This window comes from Variovorax sp. LjRoot290, from assembly GCF_964253985.1.
GTDB lineage: Bacteria > Pseudomonadota > Gammaproteobacteria > Burkholderiales > Burkholderiaceae_C > Variovorax.
Window position 1 is genome coordinate 4,599,627 of the sequence record NZ_CAXURW020000001.1, and the last position, 17,434, is coordinate 4,617,060.

Consider the following 17,434-nt stretch of genomic DNA (forward strand, 5'->3'; position numbering starts at 1 on the left):
GTGTTGGAAAAGCGTCACCCGCTTGTTGCAATGCAACAAACAACCGATATACTTTATTTCATCGCACACGAACGCGTGTGCACCGGTTGTCTCCTCCACCCTCCCAATTGGTGGATTTAGCCCCGGGCCGCAAGGCCCGGGGCTTTTTTCTTGGGGCTGCCTGGCGCGGTGCCCGCAGGCCTATGATCGCGGCCCTATGCCCAAGCCGACAGCGCCGCTCACCCCCGCCGATTACCTGAAGAAGATCCTCACCGCCCGCGTCTACGACGTCGCGGTCGAGTCCGCGCTCGAGCCGGCGCGCGCCTTGAGCGCGCGGCTGGGCAACACGGTGCTGCTCAAGCGAGAAGACCAGCAACCCGTCTTCAGCTTCAAGCTGCGCGGCGCCTACAACAAGCTGGCGCACTTGAGCGCCGAGCAGCTCGCCAAGGGCGTGATCTGCGCATCGGCCGGCAACCATGCCCAGGGCGTGGCGCTCGGCGCCCACAAGCTGGGCACGCGGGCCGTGGTGGTGATGCCGGTGACCACGCCTCAGCTCAAGATCGATGCGGTGCGCGCGCTCGGCGGCGAAGTGCAATTGCACGGCGACAGCTATTCCGATGCCTACGTGTACGCGCTCGAACAGCAGAAGATGCACGGGCTGACCTTCGTGCACCCCTTCGACGACCCCGACGTGATCGCCGGCCAGGGCACGATCGCGATGGAGATCCTGCGCCAGCACCAGGGCCCGCTCGATGCCGTGTTCGTCGCCATCGGCGGCGGCGGGTTGATCGCGGGCGTCGCCAACTACATCAAGGCCGTGCGGCCCGAGATCAAGGTGATCGGCGTCCAGATGAACGACTCGGACGCGATGATGCAATCGGTCGCGGCCCGTCAACGCGTGACGCTCCCCGACGTCGGCCTGTTTTCCGACGGCACCGCGGTCAAGCTGGTCGGCGAAGAAACCTTCCGGGTCGCCAGCGACCTGGTGGACGAGTTCATCACGGTCGACACCGATGCCGTATGCGCCGGCATCAAGGACGTGTTCATCGACACGCGCAGCATCGTCGAGCCTGCCGGCGCGCTCGCGGTAGCCGCGATCAAGCAGTATGTCGAGGCGCACGGCACGCGCGGCGAGACCTACGCGGCCATCCTCTGCGGCGCCAACATGAACTTCGACCGGCTGCGCTTCGTGGCCGAGCGCGCCGAGGTGGGCGAGGAGCGCGAAGCGCTGTTCGCGGTGACGATTCCCGAGGAACGCGGCAGCTTCCGCCGCTTCTGCGAATTGGTCGGCCAGCTGCCGGGCGCATCGCGCAGCGTGACCGAGTTCAACTACCGCATCAGCGACGCCAGGGAGGCGCACGTGTTCGTGGGACTGACCACGACGGCGCGCGGCGAATCGAAGACGATCGCCGACACCTTCGTTGCGCACGGTTTCGGCGCGATCGACCTCACGCACGACGAGCTCGCGAAGGAGCACATCCGCCACATGGTCGGCGGCCGCACCGGCCTGGCGCACGACGAAAGGCTGCTGCGCTTCGTGTTCCCCGAACGGCCCGGCGCGCTGCTGAAATTCCTGAGCCTCATGGGGCCGACCTGGAACATCAGCCTCTTCCACTACCGCAACCAGGGTGCCGATTACGGCCGCATCCTGGTCGGGCTGCAGGTGCCGGCGGCCGACCATGCAGCGTTCGACGAGTTCCTGCGGACGCTCGGCTATCCCTTCGTGGAAGAAACCGCCAACCCGGTCTATCGATTGTTCCTGCAGGCCTGAAGCGGCCGACGCCTCAGCGCGGCGGGGGCGGCGCCACCACCGGCGGCGGAGCGCCGGGCACGGCAGGCGGCGGATTCGCGGCGAGCGGTCGCACCGGCAGCTGCAGCGTGAAGGCCGGCGCCGAGTCGAGGCTCGCGCCCAGTGATGCGGCGCGCGTGCTCACGGACTGCAGCACATAGCCGTCCGCCACCTTGGCCCCGACACGGAACGGCCGCGCCGGCTTGCCGTCGACGGCAATCAGTGCTGCGCCCTGCTGCTCGGTGTCGGCCACCACCCCCTGCAGCACGAAGCGGCTTGCCGCATCGGGCGTTGCCGCGACCACGGCCTGGCTGGGCACCGCACCCAGCATTTGCGCCACCGCTGTCGAGTCCACGGTCACGGTCGCGCCGCTGTTCACCGCGGGCGGCGCGACCGCGTCGGACGGCGACATCAGCCGCAGCCCCCAGAACACGATGCTCGCAGCCGCAAGCGCCCAAAGGCCGGTCGTCGCAGTGGCCGAGGGCCAGCGGGCGGGTGCGTAGGGAACTGACATGGGGCCGGATTATCATTCAGTGAATGCCGCAAGGCCCGCTTCTTTTGATCTCCTCCCCACCTTTCATGCCCCTTTCCCACCGCCCTCTTGTGCGCGCCCTGCAACGCGGCTTCACGCTGATCGAGCTGATGGTCGTGCTGGTCATCATCGGCGTGCTGGCTGCCTTGATCGTGCCGAACGTGATCGAGCGTGCCGACGATGCACGCGTCACCGCCGCCAAGACCGACGTCAACAACCTGATGCAGGCGCTCAAGCTCTACCGGCTCGACAACCAGCGCTACCCCACGTCCGAGCAAGGCCTGCAGGCGCTGCTCGCCCGTCCCACCAGCGGCCCTGCCGCACCCAACTGGAAACCCTACGTCGAGAAGCTGCCGAACGACCCCTGGGGCCGGCCCTACCAGTACATGAACCCGGGCCTCAAGGGCGAGATCGACGTGCTTTCGCTCGGCGCCGACGGCCAGCCCGGTGGCGAAGGCAAAAATGCCGACATCGGCAGCTGGCAATAGGCGCTGCGGCCCCCGCTCCGATCGCGCCCGCCGCCGCACCGGCGGTTTCACGCTGCTCGAACTGCTGGTGGTGATCGCGATCATCGCGCTCGCCACGGCCGGCGTCGGGCTCGCGCTGCGCGATTCGGGCCAGGCCACGCTCGACCGCGAAGCCGAGCGGCTCGCGGCGCTCTTCGAATCGGCACGCGCGCAATCCCGTGCCAGCGGCATCGCGGTGCGCTGGCGTCCGACGCCGCAAGGCCCCGGGAACTTCATCTTCGACGGCCTGCAGCCCGGCACCTTGCCGATCGCCTGGCTTGCCGACGGCATCGCCGCGCAACCGCTGGCCGCCGACGGCTCGGCGATCCCGGCGCTGCAGCTGGGGCCCGAACCGATCATCGCGGCGCAGCAGGTGCTGCTCACCATGGATGGCCCGCCGGCACGCAGCCTGCGCATCGGCACCGACGGGCTGCGGCCTTTCGCGGTGGTTGCGCCGTGAAGCAGGCAGGTTTCACGCTGATCGAAGTGCTGGTCGCGCTGGGCATCGTCGCGATCGCATTGATGGCCGGCTCGCAGGCCACGATGGCGCTCACGCGCAACGCGCAACGCCAATCGGACATGTTGCTGGCGCAGCTCTGCGCCGAGAACGAACTGATCAAGGCCCGGCTCGCGCGTCAGTTGCCGGCGGTCGGCGATGCAGGCCTGGTCTGCACCCAGGCCAACGTGAGCTTCGCCGTCACCGTCTCGACCACGCCCACGCTGAACCCGAACTTCCGCCGCGTCGACGTCCAGGTGCGCGATGCGGCCGAGGCGCCGGTGCTGCGCTTGTCCACTGTCGTGGGACGCTATTGATGCGCAGGTCCAGAGGCTTCACGCTGATCGAGCTGCTGGTCGCGATCGCGGTGATGGCGCTGCTCGCGCTGTTGAGCTGGCGCGGCCTGGAGAGCATGGCGCGCGCGCAGGCCCTGAACCGCGAACGAGGCGATGCCATGCTCACGCTGCAGGCTGCGCTGTCGCAATGGAACGCGGATCTCGATGCCACGACGGCGCTGGCGCAGATCCGGCCCATGGACTGGGACGGCCGCGTGCTGCGCCTCACGCGGCGCAGCACCGACAGCGCCCAGTCGGTGGTCTATGTGGTCGCCTGGACCCTGCGCGCCGATGCCGCCGTGGGTGCGCGCTGGCAGCGCTGGCAATCGCCCGGCATCACCACCCGCGCCGATTGGCAACAAGCCTGGGACCGCGCCGCCGCATGGGGCCAGGACGGCAGCGCCAGCACGAGTTCCAGCAGCGAGTTGCGCGGCGCCGAGCTCGGGCTGATGCCGGTCGAGGCCTGGCAGCTCTACTACTTCCGCAACGACAGCTGGAGCCCGGCGGTCGGCGCCGAGGTGCTCGGCACAAGCACGCCCTTGCCCGAAGGCGTGCGCCTGGTGCTGAGCCTGCCGCCCGGCCCGGCGCTCGCGGGGCTGCTGACCCGCGACTGGGTGCGGCCCACCGCAACGGTGCCCAAGTCATGAAGAAGACGCGATCGAAGTCCGCCAGAGACACGCGCGGCGCCGCATTGCTGGCCGCCATGCTGACCGTCACGCTGGTCGCCACCTTCGCCGCCGCGGCGCTCTGGCAGCAGTGGCGCGCGGTCGAAGTCGAGGCGGCCGAGCGGGCGCGGGTGCAGTCGGCCTGGGTGCTGATCGGCGCGCTCGACTGGTCGCGCCTGATCCTGCGCGAGGACGCTCGCGCCGGCGGCGGCACCGGCGTGGACCACCTGGCCGAGCCCTGGGCCGTGCCGCTGGAGGAAGCCAAGCTGACGAGCTTTCTCTCGGCCGAGAAGAACATCGCCAGCGATGTGCTCGAAGGCCTGCCCGATGCCTTTCTTTCGGGCCGCATCGTCGATGCCCAGTCCAAGCTCAACGTGCTGAACCTGGTGGAGGGCGGCAAGCCCGTGGCCGCATCGGTCGCCGCCTTCACCAAGCTGTTCGAGTTGCTGGGCCTGCCCGCGCAGGAACTGGCGGCGCTGACCGCCAACCTGCAACGCGCCCTGCCGGCCGCCGCGACGACCGGCACAGGCACAGGCACAGGCACAGGCACAGGCACAGGCACAGGCACAGGAACTGGCACAGGAACTGGCACCACGCCCCCCGCCGTGACCCCCGACACCTCGGCCACCGGCCCGCTGATGCCGCAGCGCACTTCCCAGCTGGTCTGGCTCGGCCTCTCGCCCACCACGGTGGCCGCGCTGCAGCCCTACGTCACCGTGCTGCCGGCGGGCACGAAGCTCAACATCAACACCGCCAGCGCCGAAGCCTTGTTCGCCAGTGTTTCCGCGCTCGATCTGGCGGGTGCCAAGCGTCTGGTGGCGCAGCGCACACGCAGCCACTTCCGCTCCCTGAGCGACGCGAACCGTCTCTTGCAGGACAGCTCGACGCAGTTCGGCGAACAGCACAGCGTGGGCAGCAACTACTTCGAAGTGCATGGGCGGCTGCGGCTGGACCGCACCTGGGTCGAGGAGCAGTCGCTGCTGCGCCGCGACGGCATCGAGGTGCGCATCGTGTGGCGCGAACGTGGTGCGGGCGCCACGCCGGCGGCACCGAAGCCCTGAAGCGGAAACTTTTAGTCACGCTTATAGGATAAAAAGCACTGGAGCGCCCACGCCACGTGCGAAAGACGCTATCAAATCTGTAGCGGCGGATGTGAACCATCCTCCTACAATGACGACCCCTCATCGATTGCCATGGCCCTACTGCTCGTCACCGTCCCGCTCCCGCCCGTTCCCGCCGGCGGCGAATACGGTTGGGCGGTCTGGTCCAGCGACGGCCGCAAGCTGCGCTCTCAGGGAAGCGCGCCGCCGGCCCTGCTGCCGAGCGGGGACGAAGTGATCCTGGGCGTGCCCGCGGCCGCCCTCTCCTGGCACCAGGTCACGATGCCGCAGGGCAGCATGAGCGGCGCCGTGCGCGTGCGCTCGGTGCTCAACGGCCTGCTCGAAGACCGGCTGCTCGACGACCCGGAGCTGCTGCACTTCGCGCTGGAGCCCGGCGCCCGCGCCGGTGCGCCCGCGTGGGTGGCGGCCTGCAACCGGATCTGGCTGCGCAGCGCGGTGCAGGCCCTCGAAGCCGCGGGCCGTCGCGTCACGCGGATCATTCCCGAATTCGCGCCGCAGCCGGCCGGTGCCGCTCCGATGGTCCTCGCGATCGGCGAGCCGGACGCCGCGCGGCTCGTGATCTGCGACACCCAGGGTGTGACCGCACTCCCCCTCGACAGCGCCGGCATCGCGCTGCTCGGCACGCCGCCCGAAGGCACGACGATGCTGGCCGAGCCCGCAGTGGCCGAACTGGCGGAAAGCCTGCTCGGGCGCCGCGTGCCGATCGTCAAGCCGGCCGCGCGCTGGCTGCAAGCGAGCCGATCGCCCTGGGATCTTGCGCAGTTCGACCTCGCGTCCACCGGCCGTGCCCGCGCGAGCAAGAAGCTCGCGGCGATCTGGCGCGCCGTGTGGCACGGGCCCGAGTGGCGCGCGGCACGCTGGGGCGCGCTGATCCTGGTGCTGGCCCAGCTCATCGGCCTCAATGCCTGGGCCTGGAAGGAGCGCGGCGCGCTCGACAGCAAGCGGGCCGCGGTGAACAGCATCCTCAAGCAGACTTTTCCCTCGGTGCAACTGGTGGTCGATGCCCCGGTGCAGATGGCACGCGAAGTCGCCTCGCTGCAGCAGGCCACCGGCGGCGTCGCCGCGGCCGATTTCGAACCCATGCTGGGCGTGCTCGCAAGCAGCCTGCCGCCCGGCCGCCTGCCCAGCGCCATCGACTACAGCGCCGGCCAATTGCGGCTGCGCGGCCTGGGCTTGCAGCCCGCCGAGGCAGACAGCGTCGCGGCCACGCTGTCCGCGCGCGGCTACAGCGCGCGCAGCGAAGGCGATCTGTTGCTGGTTCAGGCGGAGACCGCGCGATGAACAACTGGCTCGAATCCCTCGAAGCACGCTGGCAGGCCTGGTGGCCCGAACTCGAACCGCGCGAGCAGCGCATGATCGTGATCGCCGCCGCGCTGGTGGTGCTGGCGCTGCTCTGGTGGGTGATGCTGGCGCCCGCGCTGCGCACGCTGTCGTCGGCGCCGGCCGAGCACGCCAGGCTCGATACGCAGCTGCAGCAAATGACCAGCCTGCAGACGCAAGCCAAGGCCCTGCAGTCCCAGCCACGCGCCAGCCGCGACGACGCCATGCGTGCACTCGAAGCCGCGGTGCGCCAGAGCCTCGGACCCAATGCCCAGATGCAACCCGCTGCTGCCGGCGAAGGCGTGACGATCGCCATGCGCGCCACTCCCGCCGACACGCTCGCCCAATGGCTGGCACAGGCGCGCAGCAATGCGCGCGCCGTGCCGCGCGAAGCGCATCTGACGCGTACCGCGCAAGGCGCGCCGGCCGCCTCTTCCCCCGCCGCCGCAGCCGCCAGAGGTGCCGAGCCTTCCGCCGTGCGCTGGGACGGCACGCTGGTCATGAGCCTGCCGGCACGTTGAGCACCGTCACCGCCATGGCCACCCGAAGCTCTCCTGTCCTCGGCACATCGACCGGCCGGCGCTGGGCCGCTCTTGGCGCGCTGATCGGCGCGGTGCTGGCGCTCTCGGTGTACGCGCCGGCACGCTGGCTGGCCGCCTGGCTGGCGCAGCAGAGCGATGGCCACCTGCAACTGGTCAATGCGCGCGGAACGGTCTGGAACGGCAGCGCGGGTGTCGTGTTCTCCAGCGGCGGGAGCGGTGCCGAATCGATTTCGCTGCCTGGCACACTGGGCTGGACATTGCGCCCGCGCTGGGACGGCATCGTCGCCGCGCTCGACATCCCTTGCTGCGCGCCGCAAGCGCTGCAGTTCAAGGCGCGCCCGCGGCCCAGCGGAATGCAGCTCGAATGGCGCGACGGCCAGTCCCGCTGGCCCGCCGCGCTGCTCAGCGGTTTCGGCGCGCCCTGGAACACGCTCAAGCCCGAAGGCGTGCTCGACATCTCCCTGCAGGCCTTCGCGATGCAATGGAACGGCCCGCAACTGGGGCTCGCCGGCCGCGCCACGCTCGACGCGACCGACATCTCGTCCAGCCTCTCGACGCTCAAGCCGATGGGCAGCTACCGCATCACGCTCGAGGGCGGGCCGACGCCGACCCTCCTGCTGACAACCCGCGAAGGCAGTCTCCAGCTCAGCGGCAGCGGCCGATGGAACGGAAGTGCGCTGCGCTTCGACGGCGAAGCCAGCGCCGCCCCGGGGCGCGAAGATGCGCTCTCGAATTTGTTGAATATCATTGGGCGACGCGAAGGCGCGCGCTCACTCATCACACTGGGTTGACCATGAAGCAACAGTCTTCGTACGCGACACGCATCGGCACCGTCGCCCTCGCGGCACAGATGCTGATCACCGCCTGCATTCCGGCCGCGTTCGCGCAGGAAGCCGCGGCGCCGCCGCGACGCGGCGAGCCGATCACGCTGAACTTCACCAATGCCGAGATCGAATCCGTCGCGCGCACCATGGCGGTCGTGACCGGTCGCGACGTGGTGGTCGACCCGCGCGTGAAGGGCACGATGAACCTGCAGACCGACCGTCCGATCTCCCCGTCCGCGGCCTTCAACCAGTTCGCCGCGGCGCTGCGCCTGCAGGGCTTCGCGGTCGTGCAGTCCGAAGGGCTCTACAAGGTGGTGCCGGAGGCCGACGCCAAGCTGCAGAGCAGCGCGGTCAGCACCTCGACGCCCGCCACCGCGACGCTGAGCGGCAACCAGATCGTGACCCAGGTCTTCAAGCTCAACTACGAGTCGGCCAACAACCTGCTGCCGGTGCTGCGCCCGCTGATCGCGCCCAACAACACGATCAACGTGAACCCGGGCAACAACTCGCTGGTGATCACCGACTATGCCGAGAACATGCGGCGGCTGGCGCGCATCATTGCCGCGCTCGACGTGCCGAACGCCTCCGACATCGAGGTCATCCCGTTGAAGCACTCGGTCGCCACCGACCTGGTGCCGGTGCTCACGCGCCTGGTCGAAGGCGGATCCGCCACCGGGCCGGTGCCGGGCGCCGCGCCCGGCACCACCGACGCCTCGTTCCGCACCACGCTCCTGGCCGAGCCGCGCAGCAACGCCGTTATCCTGCGCGCGGCCAATCCGGCACGTTCGCAGCTGGTCCGCACGCTGATCGACCGCCTCGACCGCGCGCCGATCGACAGCGGCAATGGCGCGGCCGGCAATATCTACGTCGTCTACCTCAAGAACGCCGACGCGGTGCGGATGGCGGTCACTTTGCGCGCCGCGCTCGCGAGCTCGCAGCCGAGCACCACCGGCGCGCTGGGCGGCGCGGCCGGCGCCCTCAGTACCGCCGGAACCACGCCCGCCGCCCAGCAGCAGCAGCAACAGTTCAGCCAGCTCGGCGCGAGTGCGCAAGGCGGAATGAGCGCCGCCACGGCGCCGATCAGCGGGACGGCGCAGCCCTCCACCGGCGGACAGATCCAGGCCGACCCGGCGACCAACTCGCTGATCATCAGCGCGGCCGAGCCGCTTTACCGGCAGCTGCGCGCGGTGATCGACCGTCTCGACAGCCGCCGCGCGCAAGTGCTGATCGAAAGCCTGATCGTCGAGGTCAACGCCGACAAGGCGGCCGAGTTCGGCATCCAGTGGCAAGCCGGCATCGGCAGCAGCGGCGACCGCAACGTCGGCGTGCTCGGCACCAACTCGAGCCTGGGCGGCGCCAACATCATCGACCTGGCCGTCGGCCTGGCGACCGGCAACGCCGCGACGCGGCCCTCGACCGGCTTCAACTTCGGCATCGGCCACCGCTACGGCAGCGACGGGCAGTACGTGCTGGGCTTCCTGGCCCGCTTCCTGGCCAGCAACGGCGAGGGCAACGTGCTGTCCACCCCCAATCTGCTGACGCTCGACAACGAGGAAGCCAAGATCGTCGTGGGCCAGAACGTGCCCTTCGTCACCGGCCAGTACACCAGCGCCGGCGGCAATACCAACACCGTCAACCCGTTCCAGACCATCGAGCGCAAGGACGTCGGCCTGACGCTGCGCGTGCGCCCGCAGATCAGCGAGACCGGCACGGTCAAGATGCAGATCTTCCAAGAGGTCTCCAGCGTCGTCGCATCCACGGTGAACAACCTGAACGGCCCCACCACGAGCAAGCGCTCGATCGAATCGAACGTGCTGGTCGACGACGGCAACATCATCGTGCTCGGCGGCCTGCTGTCCGACGAGTATTCGACCTCCGAGGAGAAAGTGCCCGGGCTCGGCGACATCCCGGTGCTCGGCAACCTGTTCAAGAGCGAGGTCCGCAGCCGCCGCAAGACCAACCTCATGGTGTTTCTGCGGCCGACCATCGTGCGCGACCAGCTCTCCGGCGACACGATCACGGCCGACCGCTACGATGCGCTGCGCGCGATGCAGCAGAACATCCAGCCTTCGACCGACAACCCGATGCTCAATTCGGTGCGCGGGGCGCCGGTGCTGCCACCGCTGAGCGACACCGTGCGCGGCGACCCGTCGCGCCGCATCGACGGCACGCGCCTGATCCCGCCGCCGCTGCCGCCGCAGCACGCACCGCTGCCGCCGGGCCCGATGAAGGGCGCGCTGCCGCCGACCGCCGACCCGTCCACGGCGCGCGAACTGCCTTAAGGATCCTGCCGTGCGCTATCCCCTGCCCTACGCCTTCGCACGCAGCCAGCAACTGCTGCTCGAAGAAACGGACGAAGGCGCCTTCACGCTCTGGATGCCCCAGGTGCCGCCGCGCAGCGCGCTCGGCGAGGTGGCCCGCAAGTACCCGGTCAAGGCCTTCGAGGCGCTGGCACCCAATGAGCTGGCGCAGCGCATCAGCGCCGCCTATGCGCAAGGCGAATCGAACGCCGCCGCGGTCGTGAGCGAGGTCCAGGGCGACGCCGACCTCTCGCGCATGATGCAGGAGCTGCCGGCGGTCGAAGACCTGCTGGAAAGCGCCGGCGATGCGCCCATCATCCGCATGCTCAACGCGCTGCTCACGCAGGCCGCGCGCGACGGCGCCAGCGACATCCACATCGAGCCCTACGAGCGGACCTCCTCGGTGCGCTTTCGCATCGACGGCACGCTGCGCGAAGTGGTGCAGCCCAACCGGGCGCTGCATGCGGCGCTGATCTCGCGCCTGAAGATCATGGCCGACCTCGACATCGCCGAGAAGCGGCTGCCGCAGGACGGGCGCATCAGCCTGCGCATCGGCACGCGCGCGGTCGACGTGCGGGTCTCGACCCTGCCCTCGGCGCACGGCGAGCGCGCGGTGCTGCGCCTGCTCGACAAGTCCGAAAGCAAGCTCACGCTCGAATCCGTCGGCATGCAGGGCGACACGCTGGCGCGCTTCGAGCACCTCATCAGCCAGCCGCACGGCATCATCCTGGTCACCGGGCCGACCGGCTCGGGCAAGACCACCACGCTCTACGCCGCGCTCAGCCGGCTCGACGCCAGCAGCAGCAACATCATGACGGTCGAGGATCCGATCGAGTACGAGCTGCCGGGCGTCGGCCAGACCCAGGTCAACGCCAAGATCGAGCTGACCTTCGCGAAGGCGCTGCGCGCGATCCTGCGGCAGGACCCGGACGTGATCATGATCGGCGAGATCCGCGATTTCGAGACCGCGCAGATCGCGATCCAGGCTTCGCTCACCGGCCACCTGGTGCTGGCCACGCTGCACACCAACGATTCGGTCAGCGCCGTGACGCGCCTGACCGATATGGGCGTGGAGCCCTTCCTGCTGAGCTCCTCGTTGCTCGGCGTGCTGGCGCAGCGCCTGGTGCGCAGGCTCTGCCCGGTCTGCGCCGTGCCCTCGGCCGCCGGCGACGAGGCCGAGCCCGTGGGCTGCGACGCCTGCGGCCAGACCGGCTACCAGGGCCGCACCGGCATCTTCGAGCTGCTGGTGGCCGACGACACGGTGCAATCGCTGATCCACAACCGCGCACCCGAAAGCCAACTCTTCGTGGCGGCCGAACGCGGCGGCCTGCGTTCGATGCGCGAGGACGGCGAGCGGCTGGTCAAGACCGGCGTGACCTCGCGGGCCGAGCTGCTGCGCGTGACGAGAGACTGATCGGCTAATCGGCCGCCGCCGGGCCGCCCCAAGGCGGCCGAGCCGCCCCCTCGGCGGGTGGAGTTACGCGCAGCGAAGCGGAGTGAAAAGCCGGGGGGGGGGCCCAAGACAGTCAATCCATCACCACCAGGTTGCGCGTCTGCGGATCGGTCTCCACCTGGCGCACGCGGCCGGCATTGTCGAACAGCACCTGGAACTCGCTGAAGCTGCTGAGCCACATGCGCCAGATCGGTGCGTCGAGGTTCGGGTTCTCGCTGCTCATCGGATAGCCCACCGCCATCGCCACCTGCTCGCGCGTCATGCCCTTGGCGACGCGCGCCGACTTGATCGCGTCGCGGATCTTGGGTGGATAGCCGGCGATCTTGCGCGCCGGGTCTTCGCTGACCACATAGCGCTTGGCGAAAGTGCCGAGGTCGAGGTCGCGGCTGTAGTCGTTGCCGATGGCCTGCTTGCCGCCATTGAGTTCGACCAGCACGCGCATGCGGCCATAGCCCGTGACGCGGGTCGGCGTGCCGGCCGGGATGATCCGCTTACCGCTTTCGGCATAGTTGGCGTCGCTGATCCAGCTGCCGTCGGTGCGCATGTTGCAGCACAGAAAGCCGTCGAAAGTGGGCTGGGCCGCGGCGGGAAGAGACAGCGCGCCCAAGAGGGCGGCAACAGCAACAGCAGTGGTGCGAGCCGACATGAAGACTCCTCTGTGTGGTGTTGTGGAAGCCGCACGACGAAAAGGCAACGCCAAACGCCGACAATGCGGGCTCGCGCATTTTGTCGCCACTCCCCATGCCCGCCTATTCCTTTGAAGCCATAGACCAATCGGGCCAGCCTCGCAAGGGCGTGCTCGAAGCCGACACCGCGCGCAGCGCCCGCGGGCTGCTGCGTGCGCAAGCGCTGATTCCGCTGTCGGTGACCGCCGTCGGCAGCGTCGAGAGCGGCGCCGCCCCGGACCGGAGCTTGCGCCGCCTGCTCGGCGGCAAGCGCGTCTTCAATTCGACCACCCTCGCGGTCTGGACGCGGCAGATCGCCGGCCTCGTGTCCTCCGGCCTGCCGCTCGAACGCGCGCTCACTGCGCTGACCGACGAGGCCGAGACCGAGCAGCAGCGCAACCTCGTCGCATCCCTGCGCGCCGAGGTCAATGCGGGCTCGCCCTTCGGGCGTGCGCTGGCCCAGCATCCGCGCGAGTTCTCGCCCATCTACACCGCGGTGATCGGCGCCGGCGAGCAGAGCGGCAATCTTGGCCTGGTGCTCGAGCGCCTGGCCGACGACCTCGAACAGCGGCAAGCGCTGCAGCAGAAACTGGTCGGTGCGGCCCTGTACCCGGCGATCGTGACCCTGGTCGCGATCGTGATCGTGATCTTCCTCGTCAGCTACGTGGTGCCGCAGGTGGCCAACGTGTTCGCGGGCACGAAACGGGCGCTGCCCATCCTCACCGTGGCGATGCTGGGCTTAAGCGACTTCGTGCGCAACTACGGCTGGCTGATGCTCGGCGCCATCGTGCTGGCGACCCTCGGCGCGCGCATGGCGCTGGCACGTGCCGCCGTGCGCGAGCGCTTCGACGCCGCCTGGCTCGAATTGCCGCTGGTCGGCCGGCTGTCCCGCGGCTACAACGCGGCGCGCTTCGCGAGCACGCTCGCGATGCTGGCCACGGCCGGCGTGCCCATCCTGCGCGCGCTGCAGGCCGCGTCCGAAACGCTGAGCAACCGCGCCATGCGCGCCGACGCGCTCGATGCGCTGGTGCTGGTGCGCGAAGGCGCACCGCTCGCTTCCGCGCTGGCACAAAAGAAAAGATTCCCCGGCATCGTCGCGATGTTCGCGCGCCTCGGCGAACAGACCGGCACCCTGCCGCTGATGCTGCAGCGCGCGGCGTCCCAGCTGGGCGCCGAGGTGCAACGCCGCGCGATGCACCTGGCGACCATCCTAGAGCCTCTGCTGATCGTGGCGATGGGCGGCGTCGTCATGCTGATCGTGCTGGCGGTGCTGATGCCGATCATCCAACTCAATCAGTTCGTGAAGTAGCCGCCTATGCCCGTGTCCTTGGACGACAAGCTGGTAGTCGCCATCTCGTCCCGCGCCCTCTTCAACCTCGAAGAGGAAAACCGGATCTTCGAATCCGGCGACGACGCGGGCTACATGAAGCTCCAGCTCGAACGGCTCGACGTACCGGCCCAGCCCGGCATCGCCTACTCGCTGGTGCGCAAGCTGCTGCGCTTCAACGACGACGGCATGCAGCGCGTCGAGGTCGTGATCCTCTCGCGCAACGATCCGGTCTCGGGCATGCGCGTGTTCCGCTCGGGCGTGGCCAACGGCATCTCGCTGCAGCGCGGCGTGTTCACGCAGGGCCGCCCGCCCTTCGGCTATCTGCGGCCGCTGCGCGCGCACCTGTTCCTCTCGGTCAATGCCGAGGACGTGCGCGAAGCGCTCAACGCGGGCTTCCCGGCCGCGCGCGTGCTGGTCGAGTCGGTGCATGCGAGCGATGCCTATCCCAACGAGGTGCGCATCGCCTTCGACGGCGACGCGGTGCTCTTCAGCGACGAGGCCGAGCGCGTGTACCAGGCCGAGGGGCTCGACGCCTTCCAGCTGCACGAATCCAGCAAGGCCCAGCTGCCGCTGCCCGAGGGGCCGTTCAAGCCGCTGCTCACCGCACTGCATCGGCTTCAGCTCGCGAGCAATCCCAGCATGCGCATCCGTACCGCGCTGGTCACGGCACGCAGCGCGCCGGCGCACGAGCGCGCGATCCGCACGCTGATGAACTGGAACATCAAGGTCGACGAAGCCATGTTCCTCGGCGGCCTGCCCAAGGGCGAATTCCTGCGCGAATTCGAACCCGACTTCTTCTTCGACGACCAGACCGGCCACGTGGACGCGGCTGCACGCCATGTGCCTTCGGGTCACGTGGCGAGCGGCATCAGCAACCTGCGCTGATCGGGCGCTTCAGCGCCGTTTAAGAATGCGGCGCGCCCGGGCGCTACGATGAGCGCAAAGGCGCCGCTTCGCGCGCCAGCCAACCCACGCTCATCCCATGACCACTCCCAACGGTTCCACGAGCCTGCTCTCGACGCTGCGCCGCATCGGCGCGCTGGCAGCGCCCTACTTCCACTCCGAAGAAAAATGGAGGGCGCGCGGGCTTCTTGCGACGATCGTGGCGCTCAATCTCGGCACGGTCTACATGCTGGTGCTGAACAACCAGTGGTTCGCACGCTTCTACGACGCGCTGCAGAACAAGGACCAGGCGGTGTTCTGGAGGGAGATCGTCTTTTTCTGCTGGATCGCGGCCGGCTATATCGTGATCGCCATCTTCAAGTTCTATCTGACGCAGCTCCTGCAGCTGCGCTGGCGCGCCTGGATGACGCGCAGCTATCTCGCGCGCTGGATGGCCGACCGGACCTTCTACCGCCTCGAACTCGCGCGCTACGGGCAACAGGACGGCCAGACGCCCGACAACCCCGACCAGCGCATCCAGGAAGACATGCAGCTCTTCACCGACTACACGATGACGCTGTCGATGGGCCTGCTCAATGCGGTGGTGACCCTGGTGAGCTTCATCGGCATCCTCTGGGCGCTCAGCGGCGTGGTCAGCGTCCCGTTCTTCGGCAGCAGCTATACAGTGCCGGGCTCGATGGTCTGGATTGCGCTGGCCTACTGCGCAGCCGGTACCGTGATCACGCACTTCATCGGGCGCCCGCTGATCGGCCTGAACTTCCAGCAGCAGCGCTACGAAGCCGACTTCCGGCACCATCTGATGCGGGTTCGCGAATACAGCGAGGCCATTGCGCTCGACCGCGGCGAACAGGTCGAACACGGCCAGCTCCAGCTGCGCTTCGCCTCGGTGCTGAAGAACTACCTGAAGTTGATCGGCAAGCAGAAGAACCTGGTTGCCTTCACGGCCTCCTTTGGGCAAGCCTCGGTGATCTTCGCCTTCATCGTGCAGGCGCCGCGCTTCTTCAGCGGCGCCATCCAGCTCGGTCAGCTGATGCAGGTCAATTCGGCCTTCGGACGCGTGCAGGATTCGCTCAGCTGGTTCGTCGACAACTACGACCGCGTCGCCGTCTGGCGCGCCACCGCGGACCGGCTCACCTCCTTCGAGACCGCGATGCGAGCCCATGCCGGCGCGGCCAGCGCGGTGGAGCGCGCGCCCGCCGGCGGCGACGAAGGCTTGCGCGTCGACGACCTCACGGTTGCGCTGCCGGGCGGAACGTCGTTGATCCAGAATGCCGCGCTCATGGTCAAGCCCGGCGACAGCGTGCTCCTGCAAGGCCCCTCGGGCAGCGGCAAGTCGACGCTGTTCCGCGCCTTCGCCGGTATCTGGCCCTTTGCCCGCGGCCGCGTGTCGATGCCCGAGAACGCGATGTTCATCCCGCAGCGGCCTTATGTGCCCGACGGCCGCCTGCGCGACGCGCTGGCCTATCCGCAGCCGGCGAGCGAATACAGCGACGCGCAGCTGAAGCAGGCGCTCGAGGATGCCCTGCTGCCGGACCTGGCCGACCGCCTGGACGACAGCGATGCATGGACACAGAAGCTTTCCGGCGGCGAACAGCAACGCCTGGCGATCGCGCGCGTGCTGCTCAAGAAGCCGGCCTGGCTGTTTGCCGACGAGGCCACAAGCGCGCTCGATGCGCAGGCCGAGGAGACGCTCTACAAGCGCCTGGCAGAAGGCGTGCGCTCGGCGGGCGGGGCGATGGTGTCGATCGCGCACCGCGCCTCGGCGGCGGCTTTCCACGACAAGCGCTGGACCCTGGTGCCGGCGCCCGAAGGCGCAGGCGCGCGCTACCGGCTCGAGGCGGCGTAGCGCTCCCATCCCCGCGCGCGCAGCTCGCAGGCCGGGCAGCTGCCGCAGCCATAGCCCCAGGCATGGCGCTGCGTGCGGTCGCCGAGGTAGCAGGTGTGCGTGTCCTCGACGATCAGCTCGATAAGCGGCTCGCCGCCCAGCCGGTGCGCCATGGCCCAGGTCGCGGCCTTGTCGATCCACATCAACGGCGTCTCGATCAGGAAACGCCGATCCATGCCGAGCGAGAGCGCGAGCTGCATCGCCTTCATGGTGTCGTCGCGGCAATCGGGATAGCCCGAGAAATCGGTCTCGCACACGCCGGTGACGATCACCTCCAGCCCGCGCCGGTAGGCCAGCGCGCCGGCCAGCGTGAGGAACAGCAGGTTGCGGCCGGGCACGAAGGTGTTGGGCAAGCCGTTGGCCTGCATCTCGAAGGCGATGTCCTGCGTGAGCGATGAACTGCTGACCTGGCCCAGCACGTCGACGCTCAACAGGTGGTCTTCACCCAGCCGCGGCGCCCAATGCGGGAAGCGCGCGCGCAGGTGCGCAAGCACGGTGGTACGCGCCTCGAGCTCGACGCGGTGGCGCTGCCCGTAGTCGAAGCCGATGGTCTCGACGCGCTCGTATTTGGCCAGCGCCTCGGCCAGGCAGGTGGTGGAGTCCTGGCCGCCGGAGAAGAGGACTAGGGCGGTGGTGTGCATGGGGGTGGTCGGCGTGTCGGGCGAGGGTTCAAGTTTGTCAGGGCCGGCCTTCCAGCAAGTTCTTGACCTGGCGAGACGTCACGTGTGGCGTGTGGGACGGCAAGACGAAGATCCAGAAACCCGCCTTCTTTCGCATCAGCAAGTGCCG

General features: G+C 69.0%; 17 protein-coding genes. 14 read left to right on the forward strand and 3 right to left on the reverse strand.

All coding sequences use genetic code 11. The features are described from left to right. Positions 1-196: 196 nt before the first annotated feature. The gene (ilvA, locus tag ACSQ9A_RS22900) at positions 197-1,750 is read left to right on the forward strand and encodes a threonine ammonia-lyase, biosynthetic (protein WP_093109659.1); all 1,554 of its coding nucleotides are present in this window, start codon (positions 197-199) and stop codon (positions 1,748-1,750) included. Between the two features lie 13 nt (positions 1,751-1,763). On the opposite strand, the gene ACSQ9A_RS22905 is transcribed toward ilvA, so the two are convergent. Further along, complete coding sequence (locus ACSQ9A_RS22905) at positions 1,764-2,282, reverse strand: type II secretion system protein N (RefSeq protein ID WP_436305293.1); 519 nt, start codon at positions 2,280-2,282, stop codon at positions 1,764-1,766. A 65-nt stretch (positions 2,283-2,347) separates the two neighbouring features. On the opposite strand from ACSQ9A_RS22905, the gene gspG reads away from it, so the two are divergent. The 10 genes from gspG (at position 2,348) to gspE (ending at position 11,823) form a co-directional block, all read left to right on the forward strand. Continuing rightward, positions 2,348-2,788: a type II secretion system major pseudopilin GspG gene (gene gspG, locus ACSQ9A_RS22910; protein ID WP_093109661.1), complete on the forward strand. Its 441-nt coding sequence runs from the start codon at positions 2,348-2,350 to the stop codon at positions 2,786-2,788. Next, positions 2,763-3,266, forward strand: a complete 504-nt coding sequence (locus tag ACSQ9A_RS22915; protein WP_436296538.1) for a prepilin-type N-terminal cleavage/methylation domain-containing protein — start codon at positions 2,763-2,765, stop codon at positions 3,264-3,266. Before gspG ends, ACSQ9A_RS22915 begins: the two co-directional genes overlap by 26 nt. After that, positions 3,263-3,619, forward strand: a complete 357-nt coding sequence (gene gspI / locus ACSQ9A_RS22920; protein ID WP_244503975.1) for a type II secretion system minor pseudopilin GspI — start codon at positions 3,263-3,265, stop codon at positions 3,617-3,619. Before ACSQ9A_RS22915 ends, gspI begins: the two co-directional genes overlap by 4 nt. Beyond that, positions 3,619-4,284 carry a PulJ/GspJ family protein gene (locus ACSQ9A_RS22925; RefSeq protein WP_436305294.1) on the forward strand — a complete coding sequence of 222 codons (666 nt, stop codon included), beginning with the start codon at positions 3,619-3,621 and terminating at the stop codon, positions 4,282-4,284. Before gspI ends, ACSQ9A_RS22925 begins: the two co-directional genes overlap by 1 nt. After that, a complete protein-coding gene (gene gspK / locus ACSQ9A_RS22930) occupies positions 4,281-5,363 on the forward strand; it encodes a type II secretion system minor pseudopilin GspK (protein WP_436305295.1) in 1,083 nt (360 codons plus the stop codon). The genes ACSQ9A_RS22925 and gspK overlap by 4 nt, the downstream gene beginning before the upstream one ends. Positions 5,364-5,495: 132 nt before the next feature. Further along, positions 5,496-6,704, forward strand: a complete 1,209-nt coding sequence (gspL, locus tag ACSQ9A_RS22935) for a type II secretion system protein GspL (RefSeq protein WP_436305296.1) — start codon at positions 5,496-5,498, stop codon at positions 6,702-6,704. After that, on the forward strand, positions 6,701-7,264 hold the full coding sequence (gene gspM / locus ACSQ9A_RS22940) for a type II secretion system protein GspM (protein ID WP_436305297.1): 564 nt from the start codon (positions 6,701-6,703) through the stop codon (positions 7,262-7,264). Before gspL ends, gspM begins: the two co-directional genes overlap by 4 nt. A gap of 14 nt (positions 7,265-7,278) precedes the next feature. Continuing rightward, complete coding sequence (gene gspN / locus ACSQ9A_RS22945) at positions 7,279-8,076, forward strand: type II secretion system protein N (RefSeq protein WP_436306347.1); 798 nt, start codon at positions 7,279-7,281, stop codon at positions 8,074-8,076. Between the two features lie 2 nt (positions 8,077-8,078). After that, a complete protein-coding gene (gspD, locus tag ACSQ9A_RS22950) occupies positions 8,079-10,391 on the forward strand; it encodes a type II secretion system secretin GspD (RefSeq protein WP_436305299.1) in 2,313 nt (770 codons plus the stop codon). A 10-nt stretch (positions 10,392-10,401) separates the two neighbouring features. Further along, positions 10,402-11,823 (forward strand): type II secretion system ATPase GspE, encoded by a 1,422-nt coding sequence (gspE, locus tag ACSQ9A_RS22955; RefSeq protein ID WP_436305300.1) that lies wholly within the window; start codon positions 10,402-10,404, stop codon positions 11,821-11,823. A gap of 112 nt (positions 11,824-11,935) precedes the next feature. On the opposite strand, the gene ACSQ9A_RS22960 is transcribed toward gspE, so the two are convergent. After that, positions 11,936-12,508 carry a hypothetical protein gene (locus ACSQ9A_RS22960; protein ID WP_436305301.1) on the reverse strand — a complete coding sequence of 191 codons (573 nt, stop codon included), beginning with the start codon at positions 12,506-12,508 and terminating at the stop codon, positions 11,936-11,938. 95 nt (positions 12,509-12,603) lie between these two features. On the opposite strand from ACSQ9A_RS22960, the gene gspF reads away from it, so the two are divergent. From gspF to ACSQ9A_RS22975, 3 genes are all read left to right on the forward strand, one after another. Continuing rightward, positions 12,604-13,836, forward strand: a complete 1,233-nt coding sequence (gene gspF / locus ACSQ9A_RS22965; RefSeq protein ID WP_436293509.1) for a type II secretion system inner membrane protein GspF — start codon at positions 12,604-12,606, stop codon at positions 13,834-13,836. Positions 13,837-13,842: 6 nt separating this feature from the next. Then, the gene (locus ACSQ9A_RS22970) at positions 13,843-14,742 is read left to right on the forward strand and encodes a 5'-nucleotidase (protein ID WP_093109670.1); all 900 of its coding nucleotides are present in this window, start codon (positions 13,843-13,845) and stop codon (positions 14,740-14,742) included. Between the two features lie 97 nt (positions 14,743-14,839). Continuing rightward, positions 14,840-16,606: an ABC transporter ATP-binding protein/permease gene (locus ACSQ9A_RS22975; protein WP_436305303.1), complete on the forward strand. Its 1,767-nt coding sequence runs from the start codon at positions 14,840-14,842 to the stop codon at positions 16,604-16,606. On the opposite strand, the gene queC is transcribed toward ACSQ9A_RS22975, so the two are convergent. Beyond that, entirely contained in the window at positions 16,585-17,286 is a 702-nt protein-coding gene (queC, locus tag ACSQ9A_RS22980) for a 7-cyano-7-deazaguanine synthase QueC (RefSeq protein ID WP_436305304.1), read from the reverse strand. The two genes, ACSQ9A_RS22975 and queC, sit on opposite strands and share 22 nt — an antisense overlap. Positions 17,287-17,434: the final 148 nt, after the last annotated feature.

What these genes read in the sequence shown, in the direction of transcription:
- ACSQ9A_RS22970 (WP_093109670.1), top strand. Translation starts at nt 13,843, where the DNA reads ATGCCCGTGTCCTTGGACGACAAGCTGGTAGTCGCCATCTCGTCCCGC.
- ACSQ9A_RS22925 (WP_436305294.1), top strand. Translation starts at nt 3,619, where the DNA reads ATGCGCAGGTCCAGAGGCTTCACGCTGATCGAGCTGCTGGTCGCGATC.
- ACSQ9A_RS22960 (WP_436305301.1), bottom strand. Translation starts at nt 12,508, where the DNA reads ATGTCGGCTCGCACCACTGCTGTTGCTGTTGCCGCCCTCTTGGGCGCG.
- ACSQ9A_RS22905 (WP_436305293.1), bottom strand. Translation starts at nt 2,282, where the DNA reads ATGTCAGTTCCCTACGCACCCGCCCGCTGGCCCTCGGCCACTGCGACG.
- gspL (WP_436305296.1), top strand. Translation starts at nt 5,496, where the DNA reads ATGGCCCTACTGCTCGTCACCGTCCCGCTCCCGCCCGTTCCCGCCGGC.
- gspG (WP_093109661.1), top strand. Translation starts at nt 2,348, where the DNA reads ATGCCCCTTTCCCACCGCCCTCTTGTGCGCGCCCTGCAACGCGGCTTC.
- gspD (WP_436305299.1), top strand. Translation starts at nt 8,079, where the DNA reads ATGAAGCAACAGTCTTCGTACGCGACACGCATCGGCACCGTCGCCCTC.
- gspK (WP_436305295.1), top strand. Translation starts at nt 4,281, where the DNA reads ATGAAGAAGACGCGATCGAAGTCCGCCAGAGACACGCGCGGCGCCGCA.
- gspF (WP_436293509.1), top strand. Translation starts at nt 12,604, where the DNA reads ATGCCCGCCTATTCCTTTGAAGCCATAGACCAATCGGGCCAGCCTCGC.
- ACSQ9A_RS22975 (WP_436305303.1), top strand. Translation starts at nt 14,840, where the DNA reads ATGACCACTCCCAACGGTTCCACGAGCCTGCTCTCGACGCTGCGCCGC.
- gspN (WP_436306347.1), top strand. Translation starts at nt 7,279, where the DNA reads ATGGCCACCCGAAGCTCTCCTGTCCTCGGCACATCGACCGGCCGGCGC.
- queC (WP_436305304.1), bottom strand. Translation starts at nt 17,286, where the DNA reads ATGCACACCACCGCCCTAGTCCTCTTCTCCGGCGGCCAGGACTCCACC.
- ACSQ9A_RS22915 (WP_436296538.1), top strand. Translation starts at nt 2,763, where the DNA reads ATGCCGACATCGGCAGCTGGCAATAGGCGCTGCGGCCCCCGCTCCGAT.
- ilvA (WP_093109659.1), top strand. Translation starts at nt 197, where the DNA reads ATGCCCAAGCCGACAGCGCCGCTCACCCCCGCCGATTACCTGAAGAAG.
- gspM (WP_436305297.1), top strand. Translation starts at nt 6,701, where the DNA reads ATGAACAACTGGCTCGAATCCCTCGAAGCACGCTGGCAGGCCTGGTGG.